At 42.4% G+C, this 19,029-nt stretch carries 19 protein-coding genes; 10 read left to right on the forward strand and 9 right to left on the reverse strand.

The window, feature by feature from the left end; genetic code table 11:
* Positions 1–6 precede the first annotated feature (6 nt).
* Complete coding sequence (locus HKX40_RS01220; RefSeq protein ID WP_171587740.1) at positions 7–1,476, forward strand: potassium transporter TrkG; 1,470 nt, start codon at positions 7–9, stop codon at positions 1,474–1,476.
* 2 nt (positions 1,477–1,478) lie between these two features.
* Here the strand turns inward: HKX40_RS01220 and HKX40_RS01225 are convergent, their stop codons facing one another.
* Positions 1,479–1,949, reverse strand: coding sequence for a tRNA (cytidine(34)-2'-O)-methyltransferase (locus tag HKX40_RS01225; protein ID WP_171587741.1), 471 nt, complete (start codon positions 1,947–1,949; stop codon positions 1,479–1,481).
* A gap of 301 nt (positions 1,950–2,250) precedes the next feature.
* The gene (locus HKX40_RS01230) at positions 2,251–2,952 is read right to left on the reverse strand and encodes a ComF family protein (protein WP_171587742.1); all 702 of its coding nucleotides are present in this window, start codon (positions 2,950–2,952) and stop codon (positions 2,251–2,253) included.
* Between the two features lie 185 nt (positions 2,953–3,137).
* Between HKX40_RS01230 and HKX40_RS01235 the strand changes: the two genes are divergently transcribed.
* From HKX40_RS01235 to hppD, 5 genes are all read left to right on the forward strand, one after another.
* Positions 3,138–4,058, forward strand: coding sequence for a methyltransferase domain-containing protein (locus tag HKX40_RS01235; RefSeq protein WP_171587743.1), 921 nt, complete (start codon positions 3,138–3,140; stop codon positions 4,056–4,058).
* A gap of 240 nt (positions 4,059–4,298) precedes the next feature.
* On the forward strand, positions 4,299–4,844 hold the full coding sequence (locus HKX40_RS01240; protein WP_171587744.1) for a VOC family protein: 546 nt from the start codon (positions 4,299–4,301) through the stop codon (positions 4,842–4,844).
* Between the two features lie 146 nt (positions 4,845–4,990).
* Entirely contained in the window at positions 4,991–5,995 is a 1,005-nt protein-coding gene (locus HKX40_RS01245) for a fumarylacetoacetate hydrolase family protein (RefSeq protein ID WP_171587745.1), read from the forward strand.
* 117 nt (positions 5,996–6,112) lie between these two features.
* Positions 6,113–6,751 (forward strand): maleylacetoacetate isomerase, encoded by a 639-nt coding sequence (maiA, locus tag HKX40_RS01250; RefSeq protein WP_171587746.1) that lies wholly within the window; start codon positions 6,113–6,115, stop codon positions 6,749–6,751.
* 17 nt (positions 6,752–6,768) lie between these two features.
* Positions 6,769–7,854 carry a 4-hydroxyphenylpyruvate dioxygenase gene (hppD, locus tag HKX40_RS01255; RefSeq protein WP_171587747.1) on the forward strand — a complete coding sequence of 362 codons (1,086 nt, stop codon included), beginning with the start codon at positions 6,769–6,771 and terminating at the stop codon, positions 7,852–7,854.
* Between the two features lie 171 nt (positions 7,855–8,025).
* Here the strand turns inward: hppD and HKX40_RS01260 are convergent, their stop codons facing one another.
* The 5 genes from HKX40_RS01260 to HKX40_RS01280 all read right to left on the reverse strand — a co-directional run bounded on the left by HKX40_RS01260 (position 8,026) and on the right by HKX40_RS01280 (position 11,545).
* On the reverse strand, positions 8,026–9,219 hold the full coding sequence (locus tag HKX40_RS01260) for an amino acid aminotransferase (protein ID WP_171587748.1): 1,194 nt from the start codon (positions 9,217–9,219) through the stop codon (positions 8,026–8,028).
* Positions 9,220–9,282: 63 nt separating this feature from the next.
* Positions 9,283–10,320: an NAD(P)H-dependent glycerol-3-phosphate dehydrogenase gene (locus HKX40_RS01265; protein WP_171587823.1), complete on the reverse strand. Its 1,038-nt coding sequence runs from the start codon at positions 10,318–10,320 to the stop codon at positions 9,283–9,285.
* A gap of 2 nt (positions 10,321–10,322) precedes the next feature.
* Positions 10,323–10,826: a protein-export chaperone SecB gene (gene secB, locus HKX40_RS01270; protein ID WP_171587749.1), complete on the reverse strand. Its 504-nt coding sequence runs from the start codon at positions 10,824–10,826 to the stop codon at positions 10,323–10,325.
* Positions 10,827–10,854: 28 nt separating this feature from the next.
* The gene (gene grxC / locus HKX40_RS01275; protein ID WP_171587750.1) at positions 10,855–11,112 is read right to left on the reverse strand and encodes a glutaredoxin 3; all 258 of its coding nucleotides are present in this window, start codon (positions 11,110–11,112) and stop codon (positions 10,855–10,857) included.
* A 13-nt stretch (positions 11,113–11,125) separates the two neighbouring features.
* Positions 11,126–11,545 (reverse strand): rhodanese-like domain-containing protein, encoded by a 420-nt coding sequence (locus tag HKX40_RS01280; protein ID WP_171587751.1) that lies wholly within the window; start codon positions 11,543–11,545, stop codon positions 11,126–11,128.
* A gap of 121 nt (positions 11,546–11,666) precedes the next feature.
* Here HKX40_RS01280 and gpmA point away from each other — a divergent pair, with 121 nt between their 5' ends.
* The 4 genes from gpmA to HKX40_RS01300 are packed head-to-tail and all read left to right on the forward strand — an operon-like array spanning position 11,667 to position 16,478.
* Positions 11,667–12,413, forward strand: a complete 747-nt coding sequence (gpmA, locus tag HKX40_RS01285) for a 2,3-diphosphoglycerate-dependent phosphoglycerate mutase (protein ID WP_171587752.1) — start codon at positions 11,667–11,669, stop codon at positions 12,411–12,413.
* Between the two features lie 27 nt (positions 12,414–12,440).
* Positions 12,441–14,015: a peptidoglycan DD-metalloendopeptidase family protein gene (locus tag HKX40_RS01290; protein WP_171587753.1), complete on the forward strand. Its 1,575-nt coding sequence runs from the start codon at positions 12,441–12,443 to the stop codon at positions 14,013–14,015.
* 13 nt (positions 14,016–14,028) lie between these two features.
* Positions 14,029–15,732 carry a S41 family peptidase gene (locus HKX40_RS01295; protein WP_171587754.1) on the forward strand — a complete coding sequence of 568 codons (1,704 nt, stop codon included), beginning with the start codon at positions 14,029–14,031 and terminating at the stop codon, positions 15,730–15,732.
* The gene (locus HKX40_RS01300; protein ID WP_171587755.1) at positions 15,729–16,478 is read left to right on the forward strand and encodes a HesA/MoeB/ThiF family protein; all 750 of its coding nucleotides are present in this window, start codon (positions 15,729–15,731) and stop codon (positions 16,476–16,478) included. The genes HKX40_RS01295 and HKX40_RS01300 overlap by 4 nt, the downstream gene beginning before the upstream one ends.
* 109 nt (positions 16,479–16,587) lie before the next feature.
* Here HKX40_RS01300 and crcB read toward each other — a convergent pair whose 3' ends face one another.
* Together crcB and HKX40_RS01310 are read right to left on the reverse strand one after the other, a co-directional pair.
* Positions 16,588–16,962, reverse strand: a complete 375-nt coding sequence (gene crcB / locus HKX40_RS01305; RefSeq protein ID WP_171587756.1) for a fluoride efflux transporter CrcB — start codon at positions 16,960–16,962, stop codon at positions 16,588–16,590.
* Between the two features lie 5 nt (positions 16,963–16,967).
* The gene (locus HKX40_RS01310) at positions 16,968–18,722 is read right to left on the reverse strand and encodes a M61 family metallopeptidase (RefSeq protein ID WP_171587757.1); all 1,755 of its coding nucleotides are present in this window, start codon (positions 18,720–18,722) and stop codon (positions 16,968–16,970) included.
* Positions 18,723–19,029: the final 307 nt, after the last annotated feature.

Consider the following 19,029-nt stretch of genomic DNA (forward strand, 5'->3'; position numbering starts at 1 on the left):
GGACCGGTGAAGCGCTTTTTATACATTGCTCATGCTTTAGGACTGGTAACCATGTTCTGGTCCATTATCTTGCTGTTACCATACAGCTTCTCCATTTATTATCAAGATGGCTGGGATAAGAACTTCCTTTATGCAATTGTAATTACCGCCATGGTAGGACTCGCATTGTTTCTTATCGGCTTGCCCTTCAAACGAGAGTTGCGTCTACGAGATGGATTGTTATTGGTATTCTGTGTTTGGCTATTGTTCCCTGCGATAGGGACAATTCCTTTCATGTTGCCTTATCATACAGGCGATTTTTCACTCAGTTTTACTAAAGCCTATTATGAAGTAATGTCAGGACTAACTACCACAGGGTCTACTGTTATTGCTGATGTGACTCATTTGCCACGTTCTATTAATGCATGGCGACACTCGCTTATCTGGTTTGGTGGCATGGGTATTTTGGTGCTGGCAGTAGCCATCCTACCACTCTTAGGTGTGGGAGGGCACCAAGTGGTGCGTGGAGAGGCTGCTGGTCCTATGAAAGAGGAAAAACTTACACCTCGTATAGCTGGTACTGCTAAGGCACTCTACAGCATTTATATTGGTACAAGTTTATTATGTGTGCTTTGCTATCGTTGGGCAGGGTTGGAGTGGTTTGATGCATGGTGTCATGCAGGCTCAACAATGGGATTAGGGGGCTTCTCAACCTATACTAATGGGTATGCTGATATTAATAACCCCATAGTAGAGTTAGTAGCATGTATTTTTATGCTGTTTTCAGGAATCAACTTTGCTACTCACTTTACCGCCTTACGCCTGCGCAGCCTCAAGGCTTACATTTATTGTCCCGAGGCACTCCCTTTTCTGACCATCGTGTTAAGTAGTGCTTTGCTCATCAGTGTATATTTATTCTTGTCTGGTTATTATACAAGTTTAGAAAGTGCTTTTCGTTACGGATTTTTTAATACGATTTCTATAGCGACCACGACAGGGTTTGCTAATACTGACTATTCTTTGTGGCCTATTGCCATCCCTATTTGGATGTTAATGCTGGCTAACTTTGTGAGTTCGGCAGGCTCGACTGGTGGTGGTGTCAAGCTAATCCGTATGATTATTCTGTTTAAGCAAATAGGCATTGAATTGCGTAAATTAATCCATCCTCATGGGGTGTTCCCATTAAGAGTGAAAAAGCGCACAATTAATCGCTCCGTTATCTCAGCTATTCTATTGTTCTTAATTATCTATGCAGGGGCGGTGATGTTGTTTACTATTTTACTGCTTATTAGTGGTGTTGATTACGACACGGCGATTTCCGCCATTGTGGCAAGCGTCAGCAATCTCGGTCCTGGGCTAGGAGCTGTGGGGCCAATGGGGAATTATGGTGTATTGAATGACTTCGCTATTTGGGTCTGCACCGTTGCTATGTTGGTTGGGCGTCTCGAGTTGTTCACCGTGATGATTATTTTTGCTCCTGTATACTGGCGTAAGTAGTCTTACACACCACCCTCAAACCCAATCTGGCGCCATGCTTCATAAATGGTGATTGCCACTGCATTGGAAAGATTTAGACTACGTGAGTTAGGTTGCATAGGGAGGCGAATTGCTGCATCTAAACCGATAATTTCCCATTCTTCTGGTTTTAACCCCGCTGTTTCTCTTCCAAAAACAAAGCAGTCGCCTTTTTGAAAGGGTGTCTCACCAATACGTTTTTTGCCTTTAGTAGAAATGGCAAACACACGCTCAGGACTGGCTCCAGTCGACTGAATTGCCTCAGTTAGCGAATCGTGTACTTTTAATGAAGCATATTCATGATAATCCAGTCCAGCACGACGCAAACGCTTATCATCTAGTGAAAAAATAAAGGGGCGAACAAGGTGAAGGTGTGCACCAGTATTGGCAGAGAGTCGGATAATATTGCCAGTATTGGCAGGCATTTCAGGAGAAACAAGAATAATGTGAAACATAATAAAGACAAACCCAGCAGGGATAAATGAAATATGGGGTGAGAAATTTGCTTAAAAAACTTGGTAAAAGTCAGTTATGCCAGTGCGACATACACAGATACAAGTAAAGCAGTTTGCTCAGGGTTCTATTGTAATGTTTTTGTGGCTAGACGAAAAGTTTTCATCCTATTGAGGCTGAATCGATTTGGCTTTTACCAATACTAGGTATATTGATTACTAGAGGAGCAGTTCCTACGTGGTTTATAAATTTACGGGTTGCTTTAATGAGCTGAGCTACTGTCAAAGGAATTATCTTTAAAATTTATGCGAGGGGGCTAGCAGTGCGGGCAATCACCATTGCATCTACTTGTCGGACTCCTGCCGCTATCAACGCCCGTGCGGCACTATCCATTGTACTGCCAGTGGTCAGAATATCATCAACCAAAATCACGTGTGGGACATCTAATCGATAAGCACAGTAATACAACTGACTACTGTGTAGGAAACGATTTTGACGTGAGAGTGTCTTTTGCATCTGCTGTGAATCATGACAACGCAACACACTTAAATTGAGTGGGCAGTGAAGCATTCTAGCAAGGTGCTTAGCGAATAAGGTTGCTGGATTAAAACCTCTTTTATGTAAACTTGCCGTACGACTAGGAATGGGAATGAGAATAGCATCTTTTGATGGTAGTTGCTGTTTTTGTCGAAGTTGCTCATAGAGTAGATGAGCAAATGGGCGTGCTAAGTGCGGTTGCTGGGCATTTTTAAACTGTAGTACTAGACTATCCAGAGGGGGGATATAGTCAAAAGCAGTATAAATATGTGAGAGTATGAGTCGGTGTTCATAGCAGTTTGGACAATGTTGATTCTCAGAGAGAGCAAGTTGACAATGAGGGCAACGGTGAGCATAAAAGCGGCTGGAGAGAATATCTTCTTGACAGGTAGGACAGAATCTACCAATCGAAGCCTCAGAGTGACAGAGGGGACATTGACTTGTTAATAATGAAGTAAATAAACGCATGAAGAGTTTCTCTTGGCATAAGTAGGTGGGCGTCTTTAAATTGATTCCATGACAGCCCACTTCCGTTAGGACATTGAACAAGAATTTACAACTAAACTGATAACAAATTTCATGCAACTAGGCAGAAAAATTTACAATAAAGCCTATCGTAAATTTTGTTTTGGTACTAGTACACTAGGATAAAAATGTCCCATACACACTCATCTTCACCCCAATACTTACCGATTGATTCTCGCCATGTTGCTTTGCAGTTTGCTCGCCGTCATTCGTTAGCAGGTATACGTTTTATCTTGGATGAAATAGCTCAACGCATGATAGACCGTTTGCAATATATTCGCATTGAGCCTAGTGCCTTAATTGATATGGGGTGTGGCCCAGGGTTGCGTGTAGAGGTCTTGCAACAACGGTATCCCAAGGCACATTACATTGGGATTGATAGTTGTGAAGTTTTTATTCAAGAAGCACAACAACATTTCTCGGCAAAAGGATTAAGTGCCTTATTAAAAAAAATGACTGCTCAAAAAACGCCGGAATTCCTGCTAAAAGATATGGCGGATACGGGTTTAGCACCAGAGAGTGTGGAACTCATTTGGTCAAATTTAGCATTGCATTGGCACCCATCTCCTGAACAGGTGATGCACGAATGGCGACGTTTACTAAAAGTGGGTGGATTATGTATGTTTTCTTGTTTTGGTCCGCATACATTTATTGAGCTGAGAGAGGCAGTACAGCGAGCAGGAATCCACACTCATATGATGGAGTTTGTGGATATGCATGATTTTGGCGATATTATGCTGGAACATGGTTTTGTTGACCCTGTAATGGATCAAGAAATGATTACCTTAACCTATAAAACCCCAGAAAAATTGCTGGCGGATGTGTATCAATTTGGGGGTAATCCTTGTATTGGGCGATCAGATGGTTTACGTGGTAGAAACTGGTATCAATCTTTATTAAATGCTTTGGAACAAGGCCGCAAGGCAGATGGTTTATTGCATTTAACACTTGAAGTGGTCTATGGCCATGCATGGCGTAGTGGTATAACCAAAGGAGTTACTTCAGGTGAGACGTATATTTCTATTGATAGTATTGGAAGAAAGAAATAATTTCTTAAAATCTAATGTAATAAGAAAGGCTTTTGGAAAAATAAATTAAAACTTCTAGGGAAAACCACTATTTATTAGAAAAACTTATAGATAATTCATAAAAAACCGTTTGTTTGTTGACTCTGGTTTGATTAATATAAACCTACATGGGGAGGAGGACTCTTTTAAGTATGGAAATCAATTCTAACAACCGTGCTTAATTGAGTCCTTCGATATTTTTAGCCAACAAAGGAGTTTGCTATGTCTATCTTAAAAGGTGTGCATCATGTTGCTTATCGTTGTAAGGATGCCAAGGAAACGGTTGAATGGTATCAGAAACACCTAGGGGCAGATTTCGTGCTGGCCATTGCTGAGGATCAGGTACCATCTACCAAAGAGCCAGACCCTTATATGCATATTTTTCTTAATGTGGGCGGCAACAATATCCTTGCTTTTTTTGAGTTACCTACAAAACCTGAGATGGGGCGCGACGAAAATACCCCTGTATGGACACAGCATTTAGCATTGCGTGTGGAGTCTATGGATACGTTACTCGCTACCAAAGAGAAATTAATTGCAGGGGGTGTTGATGTACTTGGACCAGTCAACCATACTTTATTCCAATCTATTTATTTCTTTGACCCTAGCGGACATCGTATTGAATTAGCGTGTGATACTAGTACTCCTAAAATGGATCGTGCAATTGATAAGGTGAAGTGGGATATGCTTAATGAGTGGGCACAGACTAAGCGAGCTCCACAACATGCACGTTGGATTCATGATGGTAGTGAGCCGCCTGAGGTATAAATTTCTTGCTTGCAAGTATTGTCAATGCTTCGGATATTGATAATTTTGAATGGATAAACATTGCCTATTAAGACGGTGCTACACGCTGTGTTTATATCGTTAATCAATGGGTTTAGTAAATTAGAAAAGAATATATAGAGGATACAATGAAACTAGCTACACTAAAAAATAATACACGAGATGGTCGTTTGGTTGTAGTAAGTCGTGATTTGACGCGCTATATTGAGGCAGGTACAGTTAAAACCATGCAAGAGGCATTGGACAACTGGGATGATATTGTTTTGAGCTTACAACAGCAATATGAAGCCTTAAATGCAGATGCGACAATAGGAGCCATTTTTGATCCTGCCAAGGCACATTCTCCGCTACCTCGGGCTTATCAATGGGCAGATGGTTCCGCTTATTTAAATCATGTAGAACTTGTGCGTAAGGCACGTAACTCTGAGGTTCCAGCGTCCTTTTATGATGATCCATTGATGTATCAAGGTGGGTCAGATAGCTTTATTGGCCCACGAGATGAAATTTTAGCTCAACCAGAGTGGGGGATTGATTTTGAAGCTGAGGTGGTTGTCGTTAGCGGAGACCTGAAGCAAGGTGCTTCACTTGAAGAAGCAGCAAAGGCGATTCGTCTGGTTATGTTGGTTAATGATGTCTCTTTGCGTAATTTAATTCCAGCTGAATTGGCTAAAGGGTTTGGTTTTTTTCAAAGCAAGCCTGCCAGTGCGTTTAGTCCTGTTGCCGTGACACCCGATGAATTGGGGGATGCATGGCGTGATACCAAGGTACATTTACCACTTCGTGTGACTTTAAATGATAAATTATTCGGTTTTCCAAATGCAGGGCAGGATATGACATTTAGCTTTGCACGTTTACTGACACATGTGACCAAGACCCGTGATGCAGAAGCAGGGACGATAGTAGGCTCTGGTACAGTGTCTAATAAGCAGGATAATCTTTTCGGTTCTTCTGTAGAGCATGGGGGTGTAGGATATTGTTGTCTTGCAGAAGTGCGTATGTATGAAACCATTGAGACGGGCAAGCCTCAAACTGAATTTATGCAGCATGGTGATGTTGTGCGTATTGAGATGTTAGACAAAGAAGGCAACAATATTTTTGGTTCGATTATTAATCAAGTCAATACACAATATTAAGAGCAGTGCAGGTGATTCTTTCAATCTCATTGTTGATGATTCACGTATTTCCGTAATCACAGTAGTGATAGGAGAGGTGATACAACTTTCTAGCAGTATTTTTTAAAGGTACCATGAATGAAACTTTATTCTTATTATCGTAGTTCAGCTGCTTATAGAGTGCGTATTGCATTGGCTCTGAAAAATATCCCTTATGATATTGAGGCAGTTAGCCTAGTGAATAATGGGGGGGAGCATCGTACAGAGGCCTATGCTGCCTTGAATCCACAGAGACTTGTTCCCTCCTTGGAAGATGGGGGAAAGGTCTTTGGCCAATCGTTGGCAATGCTAGAATACCTAGAAGAAAAATATCCAGAGCCCCCCTTATTACCAACCGATGCATTAGGCAGAGCGAGAGTGAGATCGATTGCGTTACTTATTGCTGCAGACACTCACCCACTGAATAATATGCGAGTGTTGAAGTATTTAGTGAATCAATTTGGTTTTAGTGAGGAGCAGAAATTACAGTGGTATCATCATTGGATTCGTGAGAGTTTTGGTGCATTAGAGCGTATGTTGCAATCACCAGAGACGGGGCTATTCTGCCACGGAGACACACCGACATTAGCAGATTGTTGTCTAGTGCCACAGGTTTATAATGCTTATCGTTTTAACTGTGATATTAGTGATTTTCCCACCATTGTAAGTATTGCCAAACGATGTAATCAATTAGATGCGTTTAGGGAGGCAGCACCTGAGCAGCAACAAGATAAATAGTTTTAGGAGGATGAATAATGGCAGATTTATTTGACAACCCTATGGGGTTATGCGGTTTTGAGTTTGTTGAGTTTGCTTCACCTGAAGCCAATGTATTAGAGCCACTATTTGAGAAAATGGGGTTTACTTTGGTAGCTAACCATCGCTCTAAGGATGTCTCTTTATATCGCCAAGGAGACATCAATTTTATTGTAAATCGTGAGCCCCGTAGTGAAGCAATGTATTTTGCCAAGGAACATGGTCCTTCAGCATGTGGTATGGCTTTCCGTGTGCGTAATGCCCATGATGCTTACGCAAAAGCTTTGGAGCTGGGTGCTCAAGCTATTGATATTCCTACTGGTCCGATGGAGCTACGTCTTCCAGCTATTAAAGGTATTGGTGGGGCTCCACTGTATCTGATTGACCGTTTTGAAGACGGTAAGTCAATTTATGATATTGACTTTGAGTTTTTGCCAGGAGTAGACCCGCATCCTGTTGGGCATGGTCTTAAGCTGATTGACCACTTGACCCATAATGTTTACCGTGGTCGTATGGATTTCTGGGCAGGTTTTTATGAGCGTTTGTTTAATTTCAAAGAAATTCGTTATTTTGATATTAAAGGGGAGTATACTGGGTTGGCGAGTCGTGCGATGACTGCTCCTGATGGTTTAATTCGTATTCCGCTCAATGAAGAGTCTAAACAAGGTGGTGGTCAAATCGAAGAGTTCCTCATGCAGTTTGGTGGCGAGGGAATTCAGCATATTGCACTATTAAGTGATAATCTGCTTGATACTATTGATAAACTACGTGCATCCGGCATTCCATTAATGACAGCACCTAATGATGCTTATTATGAAATGCTAGACGAACGTTTGCCAGGACATGGAGAACCTGTTAAAGAGTTACAAGCACGCGGTCTGTTGTTAGATGGGACTACTGAGGGAGGGCAACCGCGCTTGTTGCTACAAATCTTCTCAGAAACTTTATTAGGCCCAGTATTCTTTGAGTTTATCCAACGCAAAGGGGATTATCGTGAAGGCTTTGGAGAAGGTAATTTCAAAGCGTTATTTGAGTCTTTGGAACGTGATCAGATTAGGCGTGGTGTGTTAGAAACAGCTCAGTAATCATTAAGCAGATTAAGAGTAAGCATCCCAGTGATACTGTGTCAATAAGGTGGGATGCTTGCAGTGAAAAAGAGGATGGGTAATTCCATCCTCTTTTTCATGAGTAGTAGTGAGCATAAGTATCACTTGCCATGAGAGAGGGGATTACTCATCCCCTATCCTGATTGATAATTATGCTAATACTTGGGCAAAAGCCTCTGCCACTTGATCAATGTTAGATTCATTTAGTCCTGCAACACACATACGTCCAGACCCCACAAGATAAACAGCGAATTCATCCTGCAAACGTTGCACCTGTTCAGGGTTAAGCCCTGTATAGCTAAACATACCGCGTTGTTTAATAAAGTAATCAAAATTACGATGAGGCACTTTGGCTGTTAGCGCTTCGTAGAGTCGCTGACGCATCGCTTTGATACGATCCCGCATTTGGGCCACTTCGTCTGTCCATTGTGCAAACAAGGTGGTGTCATTCATCACATTTGCCACGATATAACCGCCATGAGCAGGAGGACTAGAGTAAACACGACGTACACCAGCTTTAAGTTGACCAAGCACTAATTTTGCCTCTTCAGCATTAGGGCATACAACACTAAGACCTCCTACACGTTCGCCATAAAGCGAGAGATTTTTAGAGAAGGAGTTACTGACAAAGAATGATAACCCCATCTCTACTGCTTTACGAATAGCGTAAGTGTCTTTGTCCAAGTCATCTCCAAAGCCTTGGTATGCAATATCCATAAATGGAATAAGTTGACGTGTTTGCATAATATCAAGCAGTACATCCCATTGGGCAGGCATTAAATCAACCCCTGTTGGATTGTGGCAGCAAGGATGTAGGATAAGCACACTGTTTTTCGGTAAGGTTTTCACAAATGCGAGCATTTCATCGAATTTCACATCAATTTTGCTGGCATCATAATAAGGGTAGGTACCCACTTTGAAACCAGAGCCTTCAAAAATACTCTTGTGATTATCCCAAGTGGGATCACTGACATAGACTTGTGCATCAGGGAACCATTTTTTTAGAAAGTCTGCCCCGATTTTAAGAGCACCAGATCCACCAAGTGTTTGAATAGTTGCAATACGTTGTTCAGCAAGAGCAGGATTATCTTTGCCAAAAAGTAGGTTTTGCACTGCCTGACGGTATTCCGCTAGACCCTCCATCGGTAGATAACCACGAGGACGAGCTTCCTTGGCACGTTCAACCTCTGCGTTACGTACACTACCTAGGACAGGCAATTTGCCATTTTCATCGAAATAAATACCAATAGAAAGATTGACTTTGTTTGGTCTAGGATCTGCGATAAATTTTTCGACCAGACTGAGGATGGGATCTCCCGGGTAGTAGTCAATATGTTGGAACATAAATAATCTCCTAAGTTAGCAGTTCTGTGTTGATGCGGCAAAAACACAGAGCGGTTAGTGTAATTATACGTGTTCTTGCTTGGCTTCGCGAGTGAGGAGTTGTTGCACGGCATTGCGAGGAGATAAATCATCAAAAAGCACACGGCATACTACCTCTGTGATAGGCATATCAATGGACAAAGAATGTGCTCTTTTTAGAATATCTTGGGCACTACGAACTCCCTCGGCAGTAATACCAGAGTTTAGAATATCGCTTAAAGAGACTCCTTTGGCAATGGCTAATCCCACTTGACGGTTGCGTGATAAATCACCAGTAGAAGTAAGCACTAAATCTCCCAATCCAGTGAGGCCAGCAAACGTCCTTGCTTGTCCTTGCATGGCAACTCCAAGACGAGTCATCTCTGCCAATCCACGGGTTATCAAAGCAGCTCGTGCATTATTGCCCAACGCAAGACCATCTGCAATACCGCAGGCAATAGCAATGACGTTTTTTAGGGCTCCACCAACTTCAACACCGTTGACATCATCACTTTGGTAGATGCGGCAGAAATTATTGTGTAGTACTTCTGTCGTGCGTTGCAATACCACTGTGCTATCACTAGCGACAGTAAGAGCAACAGGCAAACCTTGAACAACCTCTCGGGCGAAAGAAGGTCCAGATAACACACCAATATGAGGAAAGCCACTGGACTCACGTACAATCTCGTGTGGCAGTTGTCCAGTCGATTGCTCAAAGCCCTTGCATGTCCAAACTATAGGAATATTGGATAAGTGTTCTTTGTCTAGCATAGAGAACCAGAAAGAGACAGTCTCGCGCATAGCTTTGACAGGAACACCAAGAATAATGAGGGCCTGGGAAGGGGATGACTTGAGATGGGTGATAGCTTCTGAGAAAGAAGCGGTCGCATGCAGCGCTTTAGGCAAAGCACAGTCGTGAAGGTAGCGAGGGTTATGGTGTTGGAGACAAATAGCCTGCGCCTGTTCAGCATGTCGGCACCACAATAATGTATGGCTATTCTGTGTCGCTGTTGCAGCTAGGGCCGTGCCCCAGCTGCCCGCACCAATAACGAGAGTTCGTAGATTAGGTGCGGCGGTCTTCATCATTATTGCTTAGTTTCTGAAGCCGCTGCCGCTAAATTTTGCTCATAAAGCGTTTGGAAGTTTACTTCAGCCAAATGTAATGGAGGCAATGAAGCACGAGTAATCAAATCAGCTACATTGGCGCGTAAGTACGGGAAAAGCATAGATGGGCAAACAATACCGAGTAAAGGGTCAATTTGTGCATCTTCAAAATTAGCGATTTCAAAAATGCCAGCTTGAGTAGCTTCAACCAAATAAACGACTTGGTCCTCGACTTTAGTGGTTACTGTTACACGTACGGTAGACTCAAACACGGTATCAGCTAGACGTTGTCCACCAACATTTAGGGCGATTTCTACAGCAGGGCCTTGTGGCTCTAGGAAAATGTGGGGTGCATTAGGCATCTCTAATGAAACATCTTTAAGATATACACGTTGTAGAGCGAAAGACTGTTCTGCTGCGTTCTCAGTAACTTCAGTAGTTTCAACGGTTGCTTCGGTTTCTGGGGCTTGGTTTTCTTCAGCCATGTTATTTCCTTAGGTAAAAATAATGAAACTATGCCGCGAGCATAGGAACTAATTTGCCTTCCGCATCCAAAGCATGAAGGTCATCACAACCACCAACATGATGGTCGTTAATAAAGATTTGAGGCACTGTCGTACGACCAGATCGTTGAATCATCTCATCACGAGCACCAGCAACCGCTTCAATATTGATTTTGTTAATATCTGTCACGCCTCTGGCAATAAGTAATTGCTCTGCTTTTTTGCAGTAAGGGCAGGTGGTTTTGTAGTACATAGTAACTTTACTCATATTTGACTCCTTATTATTTTTTCGATGAGGGACTCTTAACAGGGTATCCCTCGCTTGTCCATTCGTTAATACCGCCTTTAATCCAATAGACCTGTTCAACTTTGTTTTTAATCAACTGTTGAGCGACCTTAGCAGCGGTACGACCACTATCACAAACAAGAATGAGAGGCTTTTTAGGAAGTGCACCTATCTTCTCTAGGATAGTTTCTTGGGGAAAATGTTTAGATTGGGGCACAGACGCTTTTTTAAAGGCCTCTTCTGATCGAATATCAATAAATTGTGCATGCTCAGTATTGCTAAGTTGTACGGCCTCTTTGGCACTGATTGCCCCTTTGCCAGAGCCACCTTTTTTGGCCCCCCAGAGTAACATAGCACCAGAGACAGCAGCAAATAAGGCAAAGTAAATCGTGTTTTGATAGTATAAAAATTCCACAATAAGTCCTATTTAAGAGTGTTTTTTAAACTTAATTTAGTGATTATAAATTAGCCAAAGACTTATAGAGGATAGTTAGCTAAAATATAGGAAAAATTGTTTTTATTTTGTGGGTATTGATATGTATAAACTCGTACTTATGCGTCATGGCGAGAGCCAATGGAATCTAGAAAACCGTTTTACTGGCTGGGCAGATGTTGATATTACCGAAACAGGGCGCCAGCAAGCGTGGGCTGCAGGTAAGTTACTTCAAAAAGAAGGCTACAAGTTTGATGTGGCTTATGTTTCTGTGTTGAAGCGTGCGATTCGTACCTTATGGACGGCACTGGACGCGATGGACATGATGTACCTACCAGTGAATAAGAGTTGGCGTCTTAATGAGCGACATTACGGTGCTTTGCAGGGTTTAAATAAAGCAGAAACTGCTGCAAAATACGGTGAAGAACAAGTGCTTATTTGGCGTCGTGCCTATTCAGTAGCACCTAATCCATTATCTTTGGATGATGAGCGTCATCCCCGTTTTGACCCTCGGTACTCAGATCTCAAGCCAGAGGAGTTGCCTGCGACAGAGTGTCTCAAGGATACCGTTGCGCGTGTAATCCCTATCTGGGAAAATGCTATTGCTCCTGATATTAAGGCTGGTAAGCGGGTATTAATCACTGCTCATGGTAATAGTTTGCGTGCATTGATTAAGTACCTTGAAAACATGAGTGAAGATGAAGTTCTTAAGTTGAACATTCCTACTGGCCAACCGTTGGTATATGAGTTGGATGACAATCTTAAACCAATTCGCCACTACTATTTAGGTAACCAAGAAGAGATTGAGGCTGCATTAGCAGCGGTCGCAGCACAAGGTAAAGCAAAGTAAGTGAAAACCTGTATTTTTCTCTTATCCATGATGATGACTGCCACAGTGAGTGCGCAGTCATTGTCCACATTGAATGCGCAACAAACACAGGTTGCTAAGCAGAGGGCTGCTTTGCAATCACAAATTGATCAGTTAAGTGCACAAATTGCCAAACAAGAGTCCAATCGTAAAGATGTATTGGATGATTTAAGACAATCTGAAAAAGCAATTTCTGATACCAGCCGCAAGCTGGATCGTTTGCTGGATAGCGAACAAAAGGCCAAGGATGACTTATTGTTGGTGCAACAAGAAGAAGAGACTCAAAAGCAAATTCTAGCCGCTCAGATAGATGAATTTTCCGAGCAGCTGTTTACTCAATATGTCAGCGGTATGTCGCCATGGAAAGCGATGTTATCTGGTAAAGATGTGCAGAAAATTAGCCGAGATTTAAGCTACCTTGGCTATATTTCTCAAGCTAGAGCCAAGACCGTGAAGTCACTAAACAAAGAGATTGATCGACTCAATGAGGTCAAAAAGAAAACTCAACAACGAAAAGAGCGTCTAGCTAAGCTCACGAAGGAGGCTCAACAGGCTAAGTCTGACCTAGAAAAAGAACAAAAAGACTATCAAGTTAAATTGGGTAAAATTGAGTCTGATTTGAAAAAACGCCGTCAGCAGGCAGGTCAATTAAAAGCAGATGAGGAAAGACTTAACAGTGTTATTGCAGGAATTGAAAATAATATTCGGGCTCAACGAGAGGCACTAAGGCAAGCAGAGCTACTACGCCAAAAACAAGCTGAAGAACGTCGTAAAGCATTAGCTTTAGAGCGACAACGTAAGGCTGAACAGGCTCAGGCTCAAGCACGAGCAGCACAAGAGCAACTGGCCCGAGCAAAGGAATTACGTGAACAAGCACGACAAGCTCAAATGCAAGCTATTGCTCAACAACGTGCAGCAATGATTGATGTGCAGAAAGCACAAGAAGTGGTGAATATTGGCGGTTTGACAGCAGAGCAAGAAGAAGTCGCCAAAGCAAAGTTACAACAAGCCTTGGTGCAGCAAGCACAGACAGAAAAAGTGTTGAGTAGTGCTAAGGAGCAGGCTGAAAATGCAGAAATTGAGCGAGCCAAGGCACGGTTGGCCCAAGAAAAAGCTCGCGAAGCACAGCAATTATTGCAACAAGCCAAAGAAGATGAGCGTCGGGTACAACAAGAGGCTGATGCGGATATGAGTCGGGGATTAACAAAAGGGGCTCCATGGCCTCTACGTGGGCGTCTCTTGGGGCGGTTTGGTCAGACGAGACCAGATACAGGTGATGTTTGGCGTGGTATTTTGATTAATGCAACAGAAGGAGCTCCGGTTAAAGCGGTGGCTTCAGGCCATGTGGTTTTTGCCGATTGGATGAGAGGTTTTGGGAACTTAATCATCATAGACCACGGTAATAATTATTTGAGTGTTTATGGTTATAACCAGAGTGTGACTCGTCGGGTAGGGGATAGTGTAAGAACGGGGGCAGTGATTGCACGTGCAGGATCTACTGGCGGACAGGTAGAACCAGCACTTTATTTTGAAATTAGACAAGGCTCCAGCCCAGTTAACCCTTTGCAATGGCTGGCTCAATAAATAGGAATCAGAGATGTTGAAAGTATGGCGTACCCTACTATTTATCACAGGTTTATCGGTTGGTCTGACATATGCCCAAGACGATTCACCAAGTGGCACACAGATTCCAGAGAGTGTGCAGTCCATGCATGCCGAATCTGTTGAAGAGACGTTTTCTTACGAACAGTTGCGTCGGTTTGCTCGAGCCTTTGCTTTAGTCAAGAACCAGTATGTTGAGCCAATCAGCGATGAAAAACTCGTGGATGCTGCGATTGCTGGCATGATGAATGAGCTTGATCCGCACTCCTCTTATCTAAATAAAGATGACATGATTGATTTACAAGAAGAGACAGAGGGTGAGTTTGGTGGTTTAGGTATTGAAGTTGGTGAGGATAATGGCTTTGTCAAAATCATTTCTCCTATTGAGGGGACGCCAGCAGCCAAAGCCGGTGTATTGCCAGGAGATGTTATTGTCAAAATCAATGGCGAAGAAATGAAAGGCAAACAAATGAGCGAAGTGATTAAATTACTTCGAGGAGACCCTGGTACGACAATTACTTTGACTTTGCGCCGTGCCAAAAGTCCAACACTAGTGGATTTAGAAATTAAAAGAGAACTTATTAAAGGGCGCAGTGTACGTAGCAAGATGATTGATGATACTGCGTATTTCCGTATTTCGCAGTTCCAAACCAATACTGTCAATGATTTGGTGCATCAAATCAGAGCTATTAAAACCACTCCTAACAGCATTGTTTTAGACTTGCGTAACGATCCTGGAGGGCTGCTTAATGTTTCTGTTGGTGTGGTGCAAATCTTCTCGGATACAAAACGAACTATTGTGAGTACTAAAGCACGTAATCATGTTGTAGAAGAGTTTTCTCGCTATACGCCAGATAATATTTTACAAACCAGTGCGGTATTAAAAGACTTGCCCAACTGGTTGCACTCAGTCCCTATGGTGGTATTGCTTAATGTGGGGTCAGCATCAGCTTCTGAAATCGTGGCAGGTGCTTTGCAAGATTTTAAGCGAGCAACGATTATGGGGAATCGCAGCTTTGGTAAAGGTTCTGTGCAAGTGGTGCTAGCTATTGATGAGGATACTGGCATTAAGCTGACTACAGCCCGTTACTACACTCCTAATGGACGCTCTATTCAAGCTAAAGGCATCAAGCCAGATATCGTGGTATCTGACACTGCCAAAGGTGATTTATTTCGTACGCCTCGAGAGGCAGATTTAGCAGATCATCTCAAAAACGAAAATGCAGAAGACGACACAGCGGTGGACAAGGATAATGCGGTCAAAGAAGATACTAAACAAGAGACAGAAGCAGGGGGTAGCAAAGATGAGACTATGTATGAATTTGGCTCAGATCAAGATTTCCAATTACAACAGGCATTGAATTATCTACATGGCAAACCAGTTAATCAAGGAGTAGTTGCTGATGCCGTGAAGATAAATAAGTCAGCAGAGGGGGATAGTGGTAATAAAACCCTTGAAGAGTCTGAATCAAATACCAAGGAAGTAGCGGAGCCAGCTAAAAAAGCTCCTAATGATGCTACTCAAGATAGTCCTTCATCAACTGTTGGAGATGCCACTAAAACTGAGACGACCTCATCAAAAGGTACGACAACCAAGGATAATCATGCCGACAAAGAATCTAGCAAGTCTTTAAATGGAGACAAAGAGCCTACTAAAGCCCTAGATAAAGCATTAGATAAAGTTTTAGAGAAAAAATGAACGACAATCAGATGCTTCGTTATGCTCGACATATTATGCTGGAGGATTTCGGCTTTGAAGGGCAAGAACAGTTAAACCAAAGCAGGGTATTTATTCTTGGTATGGGAGGGCTAGGTTCCCCTGCTGCTATGTACCTTGCCGCTGCTGGTGTAGGGCATCTTATCATTGCGGATGATGATACGGTAGAATTAAGTAATTTACAACGCCAGATTATCCACCGCACCGAGGGGGTAGGGCAATTAAAAGTGGACTCTGCTGCACAAACATTACGAGCATTAAACCCTGACGTTCATGTGGAAACCATTGATTACCGGCTATCACCAGAACAAGCCGCAGAGATTATTCAGCAAGTTGATGTTGTGCTAGATTGTAGTGATAACTATACGACTAGACAGGTTTTGAATCAGCTTTGTTTTTTACATAAAAAACCATTAGTAACTGCTGCAGCGATACGTTGGCAGGGCATGATAAGTAGTTTTGATTTCCGTACGGATTACAGTCCTTGTTATGCCTGCATGTTTGACCCAGAGGATAATCTAGGTGTGGATAATTGTGCTACCTTGGGTGTGATTTCTCCATTGTTGGGGGTGATGGGAAGTATGCAGGCATTAGAAGCCATGAAATTACTTCTTGGTTTAGCAGATACACTGGTGGGTAAGTTAGCGATTTTTGATGCAAAAACTAGCCAGTGGCGTTATGTGACACTGGCCAAGAGTCCTTATTGTAGAGTATGCCACACAGTATAAAAGTGAGGGCTGTGCTTTGCTATAGGAGCCTAGCGGTTAAGCATATTTTGGCGTATCCCTTGTCCTATGTGAATAGGTGGTTAACAGCTATTGATAGCATTAAAACTGATTAGTGAAACAGTCTAAATGTCATTAATCCTAAATAAGTCATCAACAAACACCCTGCAACATGACTAACAATTCCCACCATAAAAGAGGTGTATTGCTGCTGTTGTAGTAGAGTTACCATCTCTGCACTGAATGTAGAGAAAGTGGTAAGTGCCCCTAGAAAACCCGTAATTAGTAATAAACGCCATTCTGGATTTGAGGCATGATGTGCAAAAAATGCCATCAAGAATCCAATCAAATAGCCTCCTAATAGATTGGCTACGAGCGTCCCTAGGGGTAAGTTGGGGAGTAGATGGTTAAGTTTCATGCTTAAAAACCACCGGCATAGGGCACCGCAAGAAGCCCCAATCATAATGGCGAGAATAGAATTAAGCATGATATTTACCTGCGTTTTAACAAGAATTTCGTTTCTTTAGAATGCAATTTCACTTTAAAACTTCTTAATTCATCACGCCGGAAAACATGTATGGTCACTTTGTCTTTAACACGATAACGACTTAACACAGTATCCAGATTTTTGCTGTCTACACGGATATTATCTATTGCCACCAGTACATCACCAGCTGATAAACCACCTTGATGTGCAGCCCCTTGTTCATAGGCGATAGCAATAACACAATCACCGTTAATAACTTTGGTTTTAATATTGAGACCAGCCTCTTTACTTGGTTCTGTGGTTAGTGTAATGCCGTGGCTTGCCCATAGCTTGGCAAGTGGGACATCCTCAACGCCTAATGCGTACCGCTCGACAAACTCAGCAGTATCAACGCCTGTAGCTTCTTTGATGAGGGATATAACTTGCTCGTCGCGTAGACCTCTGTGAGGATGTTTGGTGTAAAAATCACGACCAAATTTTTTCCAGAATAACCGCATCACATCGTCCAATGACTTTTTGCCAGAAGATTTTTGTTGAATTAATAAATCTAGTCCAAGAGCAACAAGAGAGCCTTTGGTGTAGTAGCTGACAATAGCGTTGGGAGAGTTCTCGTCTTGTTTATAGTATTTGTTCCATGCATCAAAAGAACTGTCTGCCACACTTTGCTTGAAACGACCAGGGGCGTTGCATACATTATTGAGGGTTTTTTCAATAAGCGATAAGTATTTTTCTTCAGTGATTAAGCCTGTCCGATACAACACTTGATCATCATAGTAAGAGGTGAAACCCTCAAAAATCCAAAGCAAAGAAGTAGGAGTTGCTTGAGTTAAATCATAAGGGGCAAATGTCTGTGGTTTAATGCGTTTGACATTCCAGGTGTGGAAGTATTCGTGACTGATTAAACCGAGAAACTGACAATAGCCATCTGTCATCTCAGTCTGCCCAATGACAGGTATATCAGAACGAGATGCCATGAGGGCTGTGCTAGCACGATGCTCAAGACCACCATAATCAGAACCTGTGACCATTGTCATAAATACATATCTGTCGCTACTATCTAAGAATGGTGCCTTATGTGTTTTTGGCTCAAAAAGCTTAATCTGATATTCGCAAATTTTAGCAGTATCCCGAGCAATGCGTTCTAAATCAATATTGGGTATAAGGCCTGTAAATACCATCTCATGGCGTGCTCCACATGCCTCAAAGCTAATAAAAGCCGGCGTCCCCATTTCTACTGGATGGTCGACCAGAGCATCATAATTAGGAGCTTTATAAAGTCCAAAACCGTGGCGTTTAGCAGCCCCTTTTTTTCCAATGGCTTCGGGTAAGCTAGTGTAAACCTTCCAAGTAGAGTAGTTGTCTGGGGCTTGGATGTCGACATAGCAAGGATGGTTTTCTTGTTTATGGACTTTTAGAAAGACGCTAGTACCATTGAAAAAACCGTGCGTTTCATCAAGATGGGCAGCACGTACTGACAAGTCCCATGCATATACAAGATACGATAACTTAATAGGTTTTGTGCTGGCTTGTATTTGCCAAGAATGATTATCTAGCTTGGTTAATGTGAGTGGTTTATTGCCGCTACTTGCGCGCAGTTGTTGAATATGACGAGAAAAGTCCCGTATTAGATAAGAGCCTGGAATCCAAGTGGGTAAACTAACGATTTGCCCTCTTGGGTCTGGGCGTCGGATGTGAAGTTCTACTGCAAATAAATGACCAGCTAAATCAGCTGGCTTAATATGATAAAGAATGTCGCTCATGAGATAGTTATATAAAAAATAAATAAGTAGATTGTCTAATGTTAGGACTTTTTGTGGGTGATGTGAAGTTTTTTATCTAATTGCATCGCAAATAAAGTCGGGATAATTAATTTGTTAGAGCAAGGTCAAGCAGAACATTTGCTAAAGAGTGGCTGACACATTCTTATGCAACGGAGGGGGCTGCTTAGTGGTATGGTGCGGAGAACTTATGTTTTTGGGATAATGCAAGACTGCTCTCATGATTTTTACTAATTGCAAGGCTCTCATGTAGCAGGGCATAATGAGACAATTATTTTAAATTTAAAAG

The organism is Pelistega europaea (assembly GCF_013133775.1).
GTDB classification, from domain to species: Bacteria; Pseudomonadota; Gammaproteobacteria; order Burkholderiales; family Burkholderiaceae_B; genus Taylorella; species Taylorella europaea.